18 protein-coding genes are annotated in these 17,822 nt (G+C 28.1%); 13 read left to right on the forward strand and 5 right to left on the reverse strand.

What is annotated here, in order from left to right; translation table 11 throughout:
• The first annotated feature begins 50 nt into the window (after positions 1-50).
• The gene (locus ACQZHJ_RS02940) at positions 51-2,666 is read left to right on the forward strand and encodes a 3'-5' exonuclease (RefSeq protein WP_430484048.1); all 2,616 of its coding nucleotides are present in this window, start codon (positions 51-53) and stop codon (positions 2,664-2,666) included.
• Between the two features lie 155 nt (positions 2,667-2,821).
• Here the strand turns inward: ACQZHJ_RS02940 and ACQZHJ_RS02945 are convergent, their stop codons facing one another.
• Positions 2,822-3,385 carry a DUF3794 domain-containing protein gene (locus ACQZHJ_RS02945; protein WP_430484049.1) on the reverse strand — a complete coding sequence of 188 codons (564 nt, stop codon included), beginning with the start codon at positions 3,383-3,385 and terminating at the stop codon, positions 2,822-2,824.
• Positions 3,386-3,542: 157 nt separating this feature from the next.
• Between ACQZHJ_RS02945 and ACQZHJ_RS02950 the strand changes: the two genes are divergently transcribed.
• The 3 genes from ACQZHJ_RS02950 to ACQZHJ_RS02960 are packed head-to-tail and all read left to right on the forward strand — an operon-like array spanning position 3,543 to position 5,896.
• Positions 3,543-4,121, forward strand: coding sequence for a DUF3794 domain-containing protein (locus tag ACQZHJ_RS02950; RefSeq protein WP_430484050.1), 579 nt, complete (start codon positions 3,543-3,545; stop codon positions 4,119-4,121).
• Positions 4,122-4,139: 18 nt separating this feature from the next.
• A complete protein-coding gene (locus ACQZHJ_RS02955) occupies positions 4,140-4,736 on the forward strand; it encodes a DUF3794 domain-containing protein (RefSeq protein WP_430484051.1) in 597 nt (198 codons plus the stop codon).
• Positions 4,737-4,759: 23 nt separating this feature from the next.
• Complete coding sequence (locus tag ACQZHJ_RS02960) at positions 4,760-5,896, forward strand: hypothetical protein (RefSeq protein WP_430484052.1); 1,137 nt, start codon at positions 4,760-4,762, stop codon at positions 5,894-5,896.
• Between the two features lie 68 nt (positions 5,897-5,964).
• On the opposite strand, the gene ACQZHJ_RS02965 is transcribed toward ACQZHJ_RS02960, so the two are convergent.
• Entirely contained in the window at positions 5,965-7,659 is a 1,695-nt protein-coding gene (locus ACQZHJ_RS02965; protein WP_430484053.1) for a hypothetical protein, read from the reverse strand.
• A gap of 147 nt (positions 7,660-7,806) precedes the next feature.
• On the opposite strand from ACQZHJ_RS02965, the gene trmB reads away from it, so the two are divergent.
• The 5 genes from trmB to ACQZHJ_RS02990 all read left to right on the forward strand — a co-directional run bounded on the left by trmB (position 7,807) and on the right by ACQZHJ_RS02990 (position 11,975).
• Positions 7,807-8,466 (forward strand): tRNA (guanosine(46)-N7)-methyltransferase TrmB, encoded by a 660-nt coding sequence (gene trmB, locus ACQZHJ_RS02970; protein ID WP_430484055.1) that lies wholly within the window; start codon positions 7,807-7,809, stop codon positions 8,464-8,466.
• A gap of 285 nt (positions 8,467-8,751) precedes the next feature.
• Complete coding sequence (locus ACQZHJ_RS02975; protein ID WP_430484056.1) at positions 8,752-10,035, forward strand: glycoside hydrolase family 125 protein; 1,284 nt, start codon at positions 8,752-8,754, stop codon at positions 10,033-10,035.
• A gap of 328 nt (positions 10,036-10,363) precedes the next feature.
• Positions 10,364-10,939: a hypothetical protein gene (locus tag ACQZHJ_RS02980; protein WP_430484057.1), complete on the forward strand. Its 576-nt coding sequence runs from the start codon at positions 10,364-10,366 to the stop codon at positions 10,937-10,939.
• A gap of 135 nt (positions 10,940-11,074) precedes the next feature.
• Positions 11,075-11,230, forward strand: coding sequence for a hypothetical protein (locus ACQZHJ_RS02985; RefSeq protein WP_430484058.1), 156 nt, complete (start codon positions 11,075-11,077; stop codon positions 11,228-11,230).
• Positions 11,231-11,447: 217 nt separating this feature from the next.
• Positions 11,448-11,975, forward strand: a complete 528-nt coding sequence (locus ACQZHJ_RS02990) for a hypothetical protein (RefSeq protein WP_430484059.1) — start codon at positions 11,448-11,450, stop codon at positions 11,973-11,975.
• A gap of 181 nt (positions 11,976-12,156) precedes the next feature.
• On the opposite strand, the gene lepB is transcribed toward ACQZHJ_RS02990, so the two are convergent.
• Positions 12,157-12,699: a signal peptidase I gene (gene lepB / locus ACQZHJ_RS02995; RefSeq protein WP_430484060.1), complete on the reverse strand. Its 543-nt coding sequence runs from the start codon at positions 12,697-12,699 to the stop codon at positions 12,157-12,159.
• Between the two features lie 136 nt (positions 12,700-12,835).
• Between lepB and ACQZHJ_RS03000 the strand changes: the two genes are divergently transcribed.
• The 4 genes from ACQZHJ_RS03000 (at position 12,836) to ACQZHJ_RS03015 (ending at position 16,917) form a co-directional block, all read left to right on the forward strand.
• The gene (locus tag ACQZHJ_RS03000; RefSeq protein ID WP_430484061.1) at positions 12,836-13,678 is read left to right on the forward strand and encodes a metallophosphoesterase; all 843 of its coding nucleotides are present in this window, start codon (positions 12,836-12,838) and stop codon (positions 13,676-13,678) included.
• Positions 13,679-13,828: 150 nt separating this feature from the next.
• Positions 13,829-14,668, forward strand: coding sequence for an alpha/beta fold hydrolase (locus tag ACQZHJ_RS03005; RefSeq protein ID WP_430484062.1), 840 nt, complete (start codon positions 13,829-13,831; stop codon positions 14,666-14,668).
• A 101-nt stretch (positions 14,669-14,769) separates the two neighbouring features.
• Positions 14,770-16,068, forward strand: coding sequence for a WG repeat-containing protein (locus tag ACQZHJ_RS03010; RefSeq protein ID WP_430484063.1), 1,299 nt, complete (start codon positions 14,770-14,772; stop codon positions 16,066-16,068).
• A 348-nt stretch (positions 16,069-16,416) separates the two neighbouring features.
• Positions 16,417-16,917, forward strand: a complete 501-nt coding sequence (locus ACQZHJ_RS03015; RefSeq protein ID WP_430484064.1) for a GNAT family N-acetyltransferase — start codon at positions 16,417-16,419, stop codon at positions 16,915-16,917.
• A 107-nt stretch (positions 16,918-17,024) separates the two neighbouring features.
• On the opposite strand, the gene ACQZHJ_RS03020 is transcribed toward ACQZHJ_RS03015, so the two are convergent.
• On the reverse strand, positions 17,025-17,360 hold the full coding sequence (locus tag ACQZHJ_RS03020) for a hypothetical protein (RefSeq protein ID WP_430484065.1): 336 nt from the start codon (positions 17,358-17,360) through the stop codon (positions 17,025-17,027).
• An 11-nt stretch (positions 17,361-17,371) separates the two neighbouring features.
• Positions 17,372-17,788: a YtxH domain-containing protein gene (locus ACQZHJ_RS03025; protein ID WP_430484066.1), complete on the reverse strand. Its 417-nt coding sequence runs from the start codon at positions 17,786-17,788 to the stop codon at positions 17,372-17,374.
• Between the last annotated feature and the right edge of the window lie 34 nt (positions 17,789-17,822).

Here is a 17,822-nt window from a genome sequence, read left to right on the forward strand (position 1 = left end):
TTTTAAAATAATATAGATAAATATTTTTATTAATTGGAAAGGGGGATATTATGAGTAATTTAAATGTAGAACAATTAAAAGTTGTAAATGAGCAAAAGGAAAATATTATTTTGCTTGCTTCTGCTGGTACTGGAAAAACAAATACTCTGTCTGAAAGAATAGCATCAATTATTAATAATAAGAATGCTAAAGGGTCAGAAATATTAGGTATAACTTTTACTAATAAGGCATGTAAAGAAATGAGTGATAGAGTAGACCAAATAGTTGGTAAAGAAGCTAAGGATATAACTATAAGAACTTTTCATAGCTTTTGTTTTGATGTTATAAAAACTTATGCTAAGAGGAATACTGATATTTTTTCTGACTTTGTTATATTTGATGAAGATGATTGTAAAGAAGTAATAAGTAAATTAAATTACTTCTATGCCTCAAGTAATTTAATGGCCAATTCAAGTCAGATTCAAAGGGTTATAGATTTTATAAAGGTTGAGAAGGTAAGAAAAGAAGTGTTAGGTAATAGTTCATTAAATGATTATAGAGCAGTTATTGAAGATTTATTTAGATTTAATATAGAGAAGATAAATCAAGCCTGTAGCGATAGAGGAACTTTAAATCCAAAGCTTAGAGATTATTTAAGACTTCATGGTCATGAACTTGTAACTTTATATGATTCAAGGCTTAAAGAAAATCATGCTTTAGATTTTAATGATTTAATAATACTAACTAAAGACCTTTTTAATGACACAGAAGTTGTACAAGCTTTAAGAAATAAATTTAAATATATAAATATAGATGAGGTACAGGACACAAGCATTGTTGAATATTCAATAGTAGAAAAGCTTTTTGAAGGAAATAACGTTTTAATCTGTGGAGACTTTTTCCAAACTATATACACATGGAGAGGTTCAGACCCAGAGAGAATATTTAATAACTTTAAAGAAAAATATAATCCAGTAGAAATAGTATTTTCTAAAAATTATAGAGCTACAAAAAATCTAACAGGTGCTTCATTAGATTTTTTAAAGGTTGCTTTTAATCATAAGGTTTCAGATTTATATGAAGAGGGAATTACAGCGGAGTCAAAAATTGAGGGAGAAAAGATAATAGTTAAAGGAGCCAGTACTCCTAGAGAAGAGGCAAGGTTTATTTTTAATACCGTAAATGAATTAGCAAGAAGAGGTGAAGACTTAAGTAAAGTATGTGTATTAACTAGAGATAATAGATATAATATTTCTTTAAGTGAAGAGTTATATAAAATAGGAGCTTATGAAGGGAATGAATTTGAATTTATACTAGTAGATCAATTTAAATTCTTTAGAAGACAAGAAGTTAAAGATATATTAGCTTTCTTAAAATTAATAGTAAATAGATATGATTCATTAAGTTTAAAAAGAATAGTTGATAGGCTTCCTACAGGAATAGGAATGACAACTTTATCCCATATAGATTCGGCAATATATAAAAGTAAGGGGATAAGTTTAGTAGATTACATTGATCCTGTAGTTAGAGAGTATGGAGAAAAATACGCTTTATTAATTAATGAGTTTGAAAAAGAAAATATAATAGTTTTTGATGTTGAAAGTACTGGAGTAGATGTAACTGAGGACGAAATAATACAAATTGCAGCTATAAAGATAAATAAAAAAGGTGAAATAGTAGATAGATTCGAAAAGCTACTGAAAAATAAAAAGCCGGTAGGAAATTCTTTCTACGTACATGGATTCTCGGATGAAAGACTAGCTGAAGATGGAGAAGATAAGGATACAGTTTTAAAGGAGTTTATTGAATACTCAAAGGATTCTATAATAGTAGGGCACAACGTCCAATATGATATAAATATTTTAACTAGTGAATTATCTAGAGCGAAGTTAGGAAAGCCTAAATTTAAAGCTTTTTATGATACTTTAGATATATATAGAAGATTCTATCCAGGAAATATAAATTATAAATTAGAACATTTAAGTAATGTTTATGAGACAAAGCATAAGCCAAGTCACGATGCTATGGATGATATTATAGCAACTGGAGAACTATTAGTGAGAGCTATAAATGAAAAAATTATTCCAACATCTATGGAGAGAATATCATTAATGAATAAGCATTTAAAAGCTTTTACTAATATATCAAAAAAGCTAAATGGATTATTTGAATATGCTGAAAATAATAGACCACATGATATAGTTGCATATGTAATGAATACATTCAATATAAAAAGTATGTATTCTGGAGAGGCAAATATTGAAAAGATAAATAGATTAAGAGATTTATATGCTTTGTTTAGAGATTTAGATGATAAGGATAAAAGTAATAGAGATTCACTTTTAGATATTGTAAGGATAACAGGGCTTTCAAATGGGGAGTTAGAGTCATTAATAATAAATAGAACTAAGAAGCCAAGAATACCAATAATAACAGTTCATCAAGCTAAAGGTTTAGAATTTGATACTGTATTTTTGGCTGGTATTCAAGATGGTACATTTCCATCATATATGGCAATAAAAAGTGGGAATTTAGATGAAGAAAAAAGAATTTTTTATGTTGCAATAACGAGAGCTAAAAAAAGATTAGCAATAACATATAATTTGCAAGGAAAATATGGAAGAAATCGTGAAGCAAGTGAATTTATAAAGTATATTCCAAGTGAATATATTAAATATGTGGATTAAACGTATTAGTAGGTATTTAGTATATTAAAAGATATAAAAAATAAACAGCTATGATTATTAAGAAAAAATCATAGCTGTTTATTTTTTATAATAAGTACTTAATCCAACTTTGTTAATACAACACCAGTAAGTTTCTTGAGTTAATCTAATATTTATCATCTTTGATTATGTGGATTATTCTTTCCATACCCGTAAGCATAAGGGTTATGTGGTGGACAATTATTACTTACAGGGTTGTAGTGTTTCCTATAACAATCGTAATATTGAGATTTTATTATAGGACATATGATAAAGATTATGCAGACATCTATAAATCTGCAGTCACAGTTATTTATACAAACATGCTCTACGCCTACAAATAAGTCATGTATTAAAGAAAGACAATTATCATATGAAAGGTCTTTAATTAATATAAAATCACAAAATGGAAGCTCCCATTCAGATGAATGGACTGATTGCTTACAGTTATTGGCCGTATATATTATCTTAACACTTTTAGTTCCATTTAATATAATTTTAGGTCCCAATATTGTGTTGATTATGTGAAAGTCATCTATGCAAATACTGACTTTTATATCGTTTATTGATTCAATATCTGGCTTTTCACATGGGACGACCAGTAGATTTGTATGAAGGCATTGTTTGCAGTGATGAGGACAATTAATTTTAGGATATTTATGCAAATCTGTAATACCAGAAATAGATATAGTATCAAACATCTCCAATCACCATTACGAATTAATTCATTAATATACTATGCAACTTGCTAATTTAAGTGTGAATATAAAAAATATTTAAGAAAATGAAAAAAGTAACAAAAATTGGAAGAGGGAATAGAATGAACTATGAGAAAATACAAATAAGGAGATTTGAAAAATGAAGTCTAACTCTAATACTTGTAATTGTGATTTAATTGATATCATAGGACTTTGTACTCCAGAAAATACTACAGCAGTTATAAAAGATTTCCCTTACTGGAAACAAATGTACGTATCAGAAACTTTAGAAGTACCACCTCAAAAGCCAGATATGGAGCAAATAAACTCAGTAGACATATCTGTAAGTATATTCAGACAAAAGGTTATAAAAACACCTAGATCTTATGATGATACAACAACACCTCCAACAGAAACTCCTAATTTAGAAGGAAAATTATTAACAGGAAGAAAACTTATAATAGAAGGACAATTATGTCAGAAGATAGTTTATACAGCAGATGAAGATGAGCAACCAGTTCACTCAGTACATTTTTACGTTCCATTTTCTTCATATGTAGTTGTTCCTAAAGAATATACCTTTACTAATTCAGATGGTTCAACATATACTATTGATTCGTTAAATATAACTTATGAAGTTAATAGTTGCATAGAAGACGTGGCTATTTGTATGTTAGATGAAAGAAGATTATTAAAACAGGTTACATTGCTATTATATGCAGTGCCAACTCAATGTTAGGAAAAGGGGGCGTAGAGTATGCTAAATTGTGATTACACTAATGGAACAGAATATCTATTTAACAATGAATGCTGTGAAGGCAGCGACAATTTAAATGTTGTTGGTTTGTATCCAGAAGATAAGCTTGAGAAAGCTTTACAATGTAGTCCTGTATCAGATAAATGGGTTCAATTCTTTATTCCAGAAATAGTTGATATACCACCTCAAAAGCCTGATATGGAAGGCATAGTTGGTGTTAACTCTTGCATAGAAATAATTTCTCAAAGAGTTATAAAAACTCCAGAAGTTCAAGGTTATACAAAGACTGATGGTACAGTAGTTGAGGGTGTAGATATACCTAATGCGGAGTGTACAAATCTTACTGGAAGAAAACTTATAATAGAAGGATTACTAAAGCAAAAAGTAATATATACTGCTCTTGTTGATGAGCAATCATTACATTCGGCTTCATTCTCAATACCATTCTCAGTATTTATTATCATTGATAAGGATACACCGTTAAGCAAGACATTTAAATTATATCCTTATATAGAAGATATATATGCATGTATGTTGTCAGAAAGAAGTGTATTTAAAAATACTACTATATTTATTAAAGCAGCACCAGTTTGTTAGAGTTTGAGAAAGGATGTGAAGAGATGTATTGTAATTTTAAGAAAGATAATTGTGTTAGATGTAAATTTAACTTAAAAAGTTTCGGTACCTATGATCCTGCAAGAGTTATTATAGATGGTAGTGATAGAACTCAATTAAACTGGAGTGAAATATCAGTTCCAGAAGTATTACCAATTCCTATTCAAAAACCTGATATGGAGCAGTTAGATCAAGTTTATGTTGATGCTAAATTAACTTGTGTTAAACTTATAGAAACTCCATTTGCATATAATAGCTATGATAGATTAGCTACAACTTATGAAATAGATTCAGCTACAGCTGCTTTGGCAGATGCATCAGCTATAGATGCCGATGTCCAAACTGTATTGACAGATGCTGATGCTGTTTTAGCAGTTCCACCACCAGTAGTTCCAGAAGTTACTGCTTTCCAAATGGCTAGGGATGCTGTTGAAGCTGCTAATACTAATCTTACTAATGCTATAGCTGATGCTACAGCTGTATTAGGTGGAACTTGCGTATGTGCTGCAGATGTAGTCGCAGCTATGGAGGCTGTAATTTCTGCAACGCAGGTTTTAGAAACTACATTAAATGACTTAGTTACAGCAGGAGCTAATTTAGATGCGGCTTCTAATGATGCTGCAGTAACAACAGCTATCGCTACAATGAATGCTGATATAATAATTGCTATAGCAACTATAGATACAGCACAAGCAAGTCTTGCAGATGTAATTACGTTAGTTGGAAATACTAAGTATTTTGAAATAATAGAAAATGAAGAAGGCGTATGTTTAAGTGGAAGAAAATTAGTTATAGAAGGAGTTTTAAGCCAAAAGGTTGTTTATACTGGACTAGTTACAACTCAATCTGTTCACTCTGCATGTTATGAAGTTCCTTTCACAGCATATATAATTCCATATGCCAAATTTGAAGGATTAACTTATGAAGAGGATGTAGAAGTTATTACAGATAAGGCGACTTGTACAACTACAACTATTAATGGATTTGCTTATAATCCAGATGAGCCAATTCAAGTAGACATATGCGAAGAGTTCTGTGTTGATGCACTAGTTGAAGATATATTTGCTACAATGTTAAACTGTAGAACAATATTTAAGAATGTAACAGTATTCTTAATAGCTAAACCAGTACCACCATGTTAAAATAGAGAAAAAGTTTAGTTAAAGAAAACACCTTAGAATTTTTAAGATTCTAAGGTGTTTTCTTTGATTTATTTGATTAAGTATTTTAGCTTTTCATAAAGTTTAAATGTTTTTATTGCATCAACAAAATTCACAGATGACTCTTCATTTATTTCTTCAATTTCCTCATTACTTAGGAAATGTCTTAAACAAACATATAAATTCATAGTATCGGGTTTGGAAATATTTAGCTTTGAGCAAAGCTTTAAATAGGAGTTTCTAGTACATATGAATTTATTATTTATATAAATTCCTTTTACTTTTGAAAATGATGATTTTAAGTTACTTATAGTAAAATTAGCATTATGGGTTACTAGCATCATATTATCTATAAATTTTGTGAACCTAAAAGATACATCTTCTAAAGTATCTAATTCGCTATTTAAGTTTTTAATACTATATTTGCTATAGAAGTTATCTATTATCTTTCCATAGCAGATTTTAACTGCTGATAATATATATATATCATCATCTTCTTTTATAAGAGAAAATGAGACGTAATTGAAAAAGTTAAATAAATCAAATGCTGGCTTATTTATTAATTTAAGAAGTTGTTTTTCTTTTTTAGATATAAACTTATTTAAGTTAACATTATCTATTTGGTAGATTCCTTCTTTATATAATTCAGAAGAGTAATTTTTAAGAACTTCTAGGTTATATCCTTTTTCTTCTGGCGAGAGAGTATCATCCCCTAAAATTAACATGCTATCACGAGCTAAATCTTTAATTGATTTTTTTTCTATAGTTTGGATTTTTTCTTCTTTCTCTTGATAAAGATCAAGAGATGGTTGTTTAGCTGCTATGTCTGTGTAATTAGATTCTTTAGTTTCAGAATTTATTTTAATTTGCTCTGTATTATTAAATTCATTATCAGTTGGTTGGGTATTAGTTTTGTTAATTGATTTATTAAAGTTTGAATCGTTCAATGACTTTTCTATATTATCAAGCAACTTTCTTAGTTCATCTAAAGGCTTACTAACATTTATTATTTCTTCTTCAATTGGGACTTTTTCATCAACACATTCTTCTTTAAAATCTATGTTTTCAAATGAGTTTTTATCAGCACCTTCATTATTAGCTTCTACTTGCTTTATGATAACTTCTTGTTCTTCTAAGTTATTTGAGCTTAGGTTTTGTATTTTATCTTCATCTAAAACTATAGTATCTGGAATAGTAAATGAATTATCAATTGGTTCATTGATTGAAGGTTCAACTTCATCTTTTTCTTTTAAAATTTGAGTTGTATTTTCTGTAACTTCAATATTTTCTAATGAATTAGTTGTAACATTATTAAGTTTTGATATTTCATTGTTAACATCTTCTTCAATAGTTTCAGTTGACATTTTATTAAGGGTAATTTCAGGTGAAGTTATATTATTTTTTTCGTATTCTTCTGGATATATATATATTGGTTCCATTTCATCTTCAAGATCTTCATCTATTAGAAGGTTTTCCATCAAGGATATAACCTCTAGGCAAATGGATTTTCTTATGGGAGTATATGTGTTTTGGAATTTATCAATATTATTTAATATAATTTTGGCTTGTTCTATAATTTCATTTGGATTGTTTATCTCTAGAGAGTCGCTCAGTATGTTTTCTATTTTATAGTATTGTTTTTCAAGGAAGTTAAGTTCATCTGCACATTCTTGGCACAATCCTTTGTATAGTTTTAAAAACACTCCTTTCTTTTCACATGACTTACATTGCTTAATTATTGCCATAAAATCATCACCTATAAAATTATTCATAATATTATATTATTAAGAATTTGGTGAATGTGTTAATAATATTAGATAAATACTAAGGTTGATATAGTTTATATAAATCTGTATAATAGTTCTGAAACTAAACAATGGAGTGGATTAGAAATGAGAATGAGAAGAAAGCCTTGGGCTAGACCAGAATTAGAAGCATGTGACTTCTTTGTAGCTAACCCAAAAGATAATAAAGGAAACTGGAAGAATACTTTTAAGAATACAGAAAACCCAATACATTTAGAGCTTGGATGTGGAAAAGGTACATTCATGGCTGTTAAAGGTTCAGAGAATCTTGATACAAACTTTATAGCAATAGACATAAAGGATGAGGTTATTGTTTTAGCTAAGAGAAACATAGAAAAGGCTTACGAAGAGAAAAATGAGTCAATAGATAATGTTAAAATAATGCCACAAGAAATATTACTAATAGATACAATGTTAGATAGTAGTGATAAAATAGAGAGAATTTACATAAACTTCTGTAACCCATGGCCTAAGGATAGACATAAGAAGAGAAGATTAACTCATACAAGACAGTTAACTAATTACAGAAACTTCTTAGTTGATGGTGGAGAAATACACTTTAAGACTGATGATGACGAACTTTTTGAGGAGTCATTAGAGTATTTTAAAGAGTGTAACTTCGAGATTAAATATATAACTTATGATTTACATAATAGTGGTTATGAAGGAAATATAGTAACAGAGCATGAAGAGATGTTCTCAAAAAAAGGAATAAAAATAAAGTTCTTGATTGCTAAGAAATTATAATTTCTTAATTCTAATGGGTCTATATCAAAATTTTGATATAGACCCATTTATTCATTTGATATGCTTGTCTAGTTTCTAGATTTAGGTGATAAATTTTAGAAAAATCAATAAGTTTAAAAAAGTATATTTATTACCTTGGTGAAATGGTATACAATGTATCTGAAGTTGATATAAACTTTATTAAGGTTTTCTTTTTTATGAAAAAATCTTGAAAGTTTTATTAGCTAAATAGTTTTGAAAAGTAAAGCATTCAAAATAATTTATTTAAACTTGGGGGTAAGGGAAATGAGTTTATCAACTAATGAATTAAAAGAAATAGTAAGAAAAATCGGTAAAGATTTATCAACTAAAATAGATGACAAAGAGTTACAAGAATTATTTTATAACTGTTTTATAAATACAATGGATACAACAGTTGAGGTTTCAGAAGGTGATGCTTTCGTAATAACAGGAGATATTCCTGCTATGTGGCTTAGAGATTCTACATCTCAAATAGAGCATTACTTACCATTTGTCAATGAGCATCCAGAGTTAAAACAAATTTTTGTAGGTTTAATAAATAGACAAGTTAAGTGTATATTCATAGATCCATATGCAAATGCATTTAATAAAGAGCCAAATGGACAAAAATGGGATAATGATATAACTAAGGATAGCCCATGGGTTTGGGAGAGAAAATATGAAATAGATTCTCTTTGCTATCCAGTTAGATTAATGTATAAATATTGGAAAGAGTCAGGGGATGAGACTTTCTTCAATGAAGATATTAAAAAAGTTTTTGAAACTATAATAGAGCTTTGGAGAGTAGAGCAATATCATAGAGAGAAATCAGATTATAGCTTCCAAAGATTAAACTGTTCAGTAACTGATACTTTAAGTCATGAAGGGTTAGGAACTCCAGTTGAGTATACAGGTATGACATGGTCAGGATTTAGACCAAGTGATGATGCTTGTGAATATGGATACTTAGTTCCAGCTAACATGTTTGCTGTAGTTGTTTTAGGATATATTTCTGAAATTGCAGAAAAAGTGTATAAGGATATGGAACTTAAAGAAAAAGCTGATAGTTTAAGAGAAGAAATAGATAATGCCATAGAAAAGTATGGAAAAGTTTATCAAGAAGGATTTGGAGAGGTTTATGCATACGAGACAGATGGTATGGGTAACTATAACTTCATGGATGATGCAAACGTACCAAGTCTTCTATCAATACCATACTTAGAGTACAAAGGTATTGATGATGAAGTTTACCAAAATACTAGAAAATTCATCTTAAGCAAAAATAATAGATTCTTCTTTGAAGGAAAAGCAGCTAAAGGTATAGGTAGTCCGCATACTCCAGATCAATATATCTGGCATATAGCATTAAGTATGCAAGGATTAACTACAAATAACCAAGAAGAAATAGATGGATTAGTTAAATTATTAAAAGAGACTCATGCTGGTACAGGATACATGCATGAAGGATTCCATGTTGATAATCCAGCTCAGTTTACAAGAGACTGGTTTGCATGGTCAAACTCACTATTTTCACATTTCATATATGAGAAAGTTATAAACAAAAAATAAGCATTCACCTAAACTGGTTTAGAGGAGATTTAGGACTTTATGATTTTTGCATATTAATCTCCGTTGTTGTTTAAAGTATTAAATTTTATAAGTTTTAAATAATCCTCTAAATTAAATAATTTATATATTTAAGGCAGTATCGAATTGATACTGCTTTTTTAGTTTAGTTTAAAGTAGATGATAGTAAGAGTAGTCTTTAAGCTAGATATTAAAACTTATAAATAAAACATGAAACTAAAATTTGAATTATAGATATCTAATTAGGAATAAGCACAAAAATAAGAATAAAGTTGGGTTAAAAGGTAAAAATATACTGAGGTGATTCTATATGAAAACACTAAGTATATTTTTTATAAGTATCCTTATAACATTAAATTTTCTAGCCTGTGGTTCAGATGGAAAAGAAATAGTTATAAATATGATAGACAATGAAATAGAAATTGAGGAAAATGAATCTAAAAATATAACTATACAATCAAAGGATAAATATAAGCAATTTAGAAATAGTAAAAAGAAAATAGCAAAAGAAGATTTGAAAAGTTATTATAAAAATGATTCAACTTTAAAAAAATTTGAAGTTCCTAAGAAAACAATAGAAGATTATGAAAGCTGGTTTATAGGAATGGCTAGAGATAGAGGCGAAAGTGCTCAAAGGATATCAGATGCCTTTAGATCTGTAGATATTTTACTTGGAGAAGATATAGTAAAATATCCAGTTATAATAGACACTATTATTTACAATGGTAAAGAAGCATATGCAATAGCTTATCTATGTGAAGAAGGTAATGATTTAGATATGGAAGCTCAAGAGGCAATAGAGTTACGACGTTTTAGAGATGTTTTAGTAATTGGTGTTTACAAAGATTCAGCAGACATATTTTATGAAAACAAATATAAATTTTAATTAAAACAGAACTATAAAAAGTCTAAGTTAAGTAGTAATTGTACTTAATTTAGGCTTTTTTGAGATTATTTTGTCATTATAATATTTGGTTTAATGAGAAAAATAAGTAGGAAGAAACTTAAAGGAGTGATTGATATGCCAAAAGATAGTCAACCCGATAATAAGTTTGCTAGAATGGAGAAATGCAATTGGCAAACTCCTATAACTAGTGAAGAGGGAAAGAATCATAATAGAACAGCTAAAAAGCATTCGGTTAAGAGAGAAGGATTCCAAAGTCCACACATAAATTAATATTATATATGACAATAAAGGAATTAGAAGCAAAAAATGTTTATTTTTTGAAAAAACACTTGCAAAATGATTAACAGTATGTTAATATAATGTTAACAGGTTAAAGCATAAACCTAATTTCCCTATATTTCATATATATATGCATTTGTCCTATAAGTATCCCTTAGCTTATAGGACTTTTTGTTATGTTGTGAAGATATTGGAGGTGTATTTACTTATGATAAGTAAAAAAATTGGAATTTTAGCTAAGATAATTTTATTACTTATAATATTAATACCTATAACATTTAGAGTTTATAATCTTTATTATGCTAATGCTAATTGGGATATAAATTCAAAGTATATTAGTAGAGATGAAATTTATAGAAATTATAATAGCGAAAAGAAAGCATATGGAATTCCAAATGTGTATTATAAATATAAGAAATTAACTCCTGAAGAAATGATGACATTAGAGGTTTTGGCAAATGAAAAAGGGTATGATGTGGAAAAGATTATTCCCAATATAGAAAAGTTTGTATTATATCAACATGAAAAGAATCCAACTTCTAAACTTACTGAAAGTGAAAAGGTTGAAGTAGATAAATATGTAGATCAAGTTAAATTAAGTGTTGAAAATTCGTTAGAAGAAAATTCTACTTACATTTTTTCAATGAAAATAATACTATCAGTATCTACAGCACTAATGGTTGTTTTAAGTATTTATGCTATATGCATGATGGTTATATTTATAAATGAAAAATAATAGACTTTAACATTAAAATATATTCAAAAAGGTTATGTAGGAAATGACTTTTAAAAGATTCCATACATAACCTTTATTTATAATTATTTTAAGATAGTGTTGATTTTAGATAAAACTTTTTGTGATCTTAAGTACTATGATTAAGATGGCTAAAAGCAAAACTGACTTAAAACTTAGCCTTTTATTCTAATATCCCAATTCGTTCATGTGGATATATAGTAAATAAAGCTTTTCCTTCTAAATTTTCTTTTGACACATAAGGATTTTCCCATTTTCTAGCGTCTTCAGAACGTGCTCTATTATCTCCAAAAAACAAGTAATGTCCTTCAGGAACATTAAAAGTTTTGTTTAGAATTTCATTATTTTTTACATAAGGTTCATCAATTAAATTTCCGTTTGCGTACACATCACCATTTTTTATCTCTATTTTTTCTCCAGGAAGTCCAATAACTCTTTTTATCAGTAGTTCTTCTGAAGACTCATGGCTAAAAACAATTATATCTCCTCTCTTTACAGAAAGAAAAAATTTATTTACAAAAACTTCATCGCCTTCCATTATTGCAGGCTTCATTGAGCCTGTTGGAATATATGCTTTAAAAAACAGAAAGTTATTTGTAAACCATGAGATTCCTAAAACTATGATGAAAAAAATCACTATATCTTTTATCTTTGAGTGAGCCTTCTTTTCAGTAGTAAGTATATTTTCTTCAGATAATGAATTCATGAAATAGAGGCACCTCCTATCTTAATATCAATAATACCATAAAAAGTAAAATTTTAAAATAAAAGTAAAACAAAGTTTTTAAATTTGGATAAAGTCATATATATATATTATAGAAGAAATATTAAAAGAGGTTTTTATGGAAGAAGTTTCGGATTTAATAAAGGTTACATCTACATTAGCTCTTACTGCTGCTATTTACTTAGTTTACGAAAATAACAGTATATCTATAAAGGAGTATGATTTATTTACAAGAAAGACTCCGAAAGCATTTAAAGGTTTTAAAATACTTCATTTAAATAATTTATATGGAAAAAATTTTGGAGCAGAAAATTTTAGGTTGTTAGAAAAAATATATGAATTAAATCCAGATATTATAGTTACAAGTGGAAATATGTTAACTATTTCTTTAGATAAGGGATGGGTTTTTCTAGAACTATGCAAAAATTTAAGAAGGTTTTATCCAATTTATTATTCAGTTGAGAAATCTTTAAGTATTGATAATGATAAGTATAATTGCTATAGAAAATATTTAGAGGAGCTTAGAAATTCAGGAGTAATACTTTTAAAAAATGATAAGGTTTCACTGATAAAAAAGGATGAGAGATTAAATATATATGGAGTATTTATTGATGATGATGAAATAAAAGCATCAAATTATAGAGAAAAAAATGGTGAGATAAATTTTTCAAAAGATAGAATAGAAAAAATTTTAGGTAGACCCAATAAAAGTGAGTTTAATATAGTATTAACTAATGAAGTTATAAATTTTGATTCATATGTAAAGTGGGGAAGTGATATAACTTTTTCGGGATATACAAGAAATATAAATAGATATATATTTAATAATTTAATAGAAAAAAAGAGGGGAATATTTATAGAGCATGATTCATCTATGGTTTTAAGTAGAGGATTGGGAAATAAGTTTTTGAGGGTTAGAATTATAAATAGACCTGAAATAACGCTAATAACAATAAGGTAATATGGCATAGATTTAAATAATGTGAATGGGATGTAAAATTTTGTTCAACTATCATAGACTTTAAGAAATTTCCAGTAAAAAGGTGATAAAATTAAAAAAATAAACTGTGGAAAAAGCTTTGGAAAATCAGAATATTAAGGAGTGTAATAAATGCTATATTATAAAGTAGTAAATAATAAATATCTCCACAATGATAAAGAATGGATTCTGATGCTTCATGGGATAGGTGGAAACTTAAATATATTTAAAAAGCAAATAGATAGATTTTCAGAAAACTACAATCTGCTTTTAATAGACCTTCATGGCCATGGAAATTCACAAAATCACACTTTAGAAGATATGAAGAAACGTAAGGGAAAGATAGACTTCAAATACATTTGTGAGGATATTATAGAAGTAATAGATGAATTGGGTATAGACAAAGTCAATGTTTTAGGGATATCTCTTGGTACTATAGTTGCCATGCAACTTGAGAGATTTTTCCCAAATAGAATATCAACTATGATTTTGGGGGGAGGAATAGTTGGTATGAACTTAAAGTCTAAGGTTTGTCTAAACTTAGCTATATGTACTAAAAGTTTTATTCCTAGAAAGTTATTTTATAAGATTGTTGCATACACATCAATGCCATGCAAAAATCATAAACTTTCGAGAAATATTTTCTTAAAGGCTTCAGAGAAACTAGATATGAATGAGTGTTTTAGATGGGTTGAATTGATGAAGGAACATTTAGAAAAATATAAATATAAAAAAAGTGAAATTAAGAAACTTTTTATTATGGGTGATCAAGATCATGTTTTTTTACCAACAATTAAAAAGTTTGTACCAAATGGTGATGTTGTTGTCCTAAAAAGCTGTGGTCATATATGTAATATAGATTCTTTTGAGGCTTTTAATAATTTAAGTTTAAGCTTTTTAGTAAATAATCACGGTTATATGCCTTCTGAATTAAGAGGGACTAAATATTTATGCAATTACAACTTTACATAAGGGGTTTAATGTAATTTAGAAATGAAATAATGGATAAAGATTTTAATAGACAAAAGCTTAATTAAAAATTATATATGGTATCTTTAAGGGAGAGTTTAATTATGAGACTAAAAAGTATTTCTTTATTAGCAATGAGTACTATTTTAAGTGCATCTATTTTAACTGGATGTGGCGGAAGTAGTAGTGCTATGGAAAAATCAAATGAAGAGCTTTATATTGTAACTGAAGATAAGTCTACAAAATCTTTAAGAAATGCTAAACCAGGTATGTTTGGAGTAACAGAAGAAGGCGAAATTCTCATGGATAAGGGCTATGAGGGGAAAGTTGGATATATAGATAAAAAGGGAAAAAGTGCTATAGACTTTGAGTTTGATAAGGGAACAGAATTTTCTTATGGTATGGCAGGAATAAAAGTTGGTGATACTTATAAGATAATCAATTCAAAAGGGAAGGCCATAGTTGAAAAGAAAGATGGAATTTTAAGTCCATTAAGTGAGAATTTAATTAGATATGAAAAACTAGCTAATGAGATTCTAGAAAATGAAAATACTACTGAGGCTATAGAAATATTAGCAGATGCAGGTAAGACTTTGAAATCAACAGGTATTTTAAATACTAATGGAGAACTTGTTGTTGAACAGGGAACTTATGATGCGGTAATAGAGGAAGTAGGCGAAGGCTATATATTAGTAAAGAAAAATGAAATGTATGGGTTACTAGATCCAAATGGGAAGGAAATAGTACCTTGTGAGTATACATCAATAGGTATAATGAATGAAGGATTTATACCGGTTTCTAAGGGAAATAAATGTGGAGCTTTAAACAATAAGGGAGAAGTTATAGTTCCAATAGAATATCTTTATATAGGACCAATGAATGAGGGAATGGCTCCTGCAAGAATGGATGAATCAGGAATAGGTTTTATAGACAATCAAGGGACTTGGGTTATAGAACCTAATTTTGAGGGAGTAACTGCTATGAATAATGGCGTTGCTTTTGCAAGAAAAGATAAAAAGCATATATTAATTGATAAAGAAGGAAAAGTAATAGAAACTGAATTAAACTTTGAAAATAGTGTATCTATAAATGGTTTTACTGATAGTGGTCTTGCTGTTGTAGATATATTAGATGGAAGTACAAAATACATGTCAATCATAAATGATAAGGGAAAAGAGATTGAAAAGCTTGAGAAAAAGCAGTATGCTGCACTGGAAATATCTCAAAGTGGATTAATAGTTTCTGTTAATATGGAAGGGAAAAAAGGTCTGCTTAACAAAGACGGAAGTGTAATCTTAGAGGAAGAGTACAACGATATAAGAGTTATTGCAGAAGATGTTATTTTAGTAGACAAAGATGGCTTCTATTCATATATGAATTCTAAGGGAGAAGCATTATACTAATATTGCAGTTAGGTGTATAGGTAATTATTTGAGGTTTTATCTTAAAATAATTACTTATGCACTTTTTTATTATTTTATCTTAGATTCTTTTTTTAGTTAGTGTTTATTTAAAACATAATATTATCTTAAAAAACAACTTTTATTAAACAACCTAGATTAACGTATAAAGACAAAGCTAAATACATAATATAAATATTCATGACTTATAACAGTATATTGAAAATTGGAAATAACAATAAAAGAATTCTATAATTTAATATAAATGATAATTAAGTAATTTATATATTTTTATTGTGCATATAAATATAATCAGATTTATTAAAATATTAAATTTGTAGGAGGGATAATATGGAGAGTAAAGAAAATAGTAATAAGTCTTTTATGGTTAAAAATAAACTAGATAAAATAAATAGTACCTCCCTACCTATTGGGTATAGATTTACTAATTTTAGACCAGGTGATGAAAACAACTGGGCATATATACAATACAAAGCTGGAATTTTCAAGGATTATCAAATAGCCATAAGAACAATATTTAAGGTAGCAAAGTCATTTGGAAATGGATTTGGAGAAGTATGCTTATTCTTAGAAAATGAAGTTGGTGAAAGAATAGGAACTATAATGATTTTACCAAGTTCTTCAGAAGATGATGTTCAACAAATAAAATATTTAGCATTAAATCCTAAATGGCAAGGACAAGGATTAGGGAAAGTATTAATGTCAAAAGCCTATAAAGTTATTAATGATATGGATGGAGCAAATAGAATAAATTTAGAGATAAGTGGGGACAAAGCTAAAGGCTTCTTCGAGAGTTTAGGCTTTGAAAAGCTAGTTCAAGAAAATATATAGATTAAGTTAGGTCAGAAGAATAGCTAGAAATCAACGCACACTTAAAGCATAGCCATTTATTCAAACTAAAAAACTCATTTCACCTTATAAAGTGAAATGAGTTTTTATTACTTCTTAAAGAAAACTTGGCTAATTATTTTAGCTATTTCTGTTATTGTTTCAACATTAGATGTTAGGTTTTCCTTAGCAACTATTAAGTCAGCTGTAGTTTCAGTAGCTACATCAGAAATATCCTTAATGTTTTGACAAGCATCATTTACGTTATTAGCTATAGCAGGAAGATCAGAAATAGTTTGATTTAAATTATCTTTATTTTGTTCTAATAAACTATTAACGTTAGTTATTAGCTTTAAAACTTTGTTTAAAGTCATTATTAAATAAACTATAGCGACACAACCTAGGATTGCTAATATAAGATAAATTACATTTAAATCTATGTACATAAATTTACCTATTAGTTATTTTCTTTAACTTCTTCTTCAGTAGCAGCAGCTTCTTCAGCAACTTCTACTGGAGCTTCTAATAAGTTTTCTTCTACAGCTTCTTCATTGCTTGTACCTTTTTTGCTAGCTAAATATTCTTTTATTTTGCTTTTAGCTTCGCAGATATTATCTTTTCCTTTAACAACTTGAGTGTTTAAATTATCTTTTAATTCAACAGTCTTATCATTAATTTTTTGAACGGCTTTTTTTGAACCTTCTTTTATATCATTTCTAGTTTCTTTCCCTGATTTAGGAGCAAATAATAATCCACCTAAAACACCAGCTAATGTACCAACGGCAGCACCAGTTACAGCTACTTTAGCTTTTTTATTTCTTTCAACTCTTGCTTTAGCTTTTCTTTTTTCTTCGATTAATCTTGATAAACTCATATTCCGTACCTCCTAGTTATTAACCTTTTGTATA

It is taken from the genome of Clostridium sp. B9 (genome assembly GCF_050509515.1).
Taxonomy (GTDB): Bacteria; Bacillota; Clostridia; order Clostridiales; family Clostridiaceae; genus Sarcina.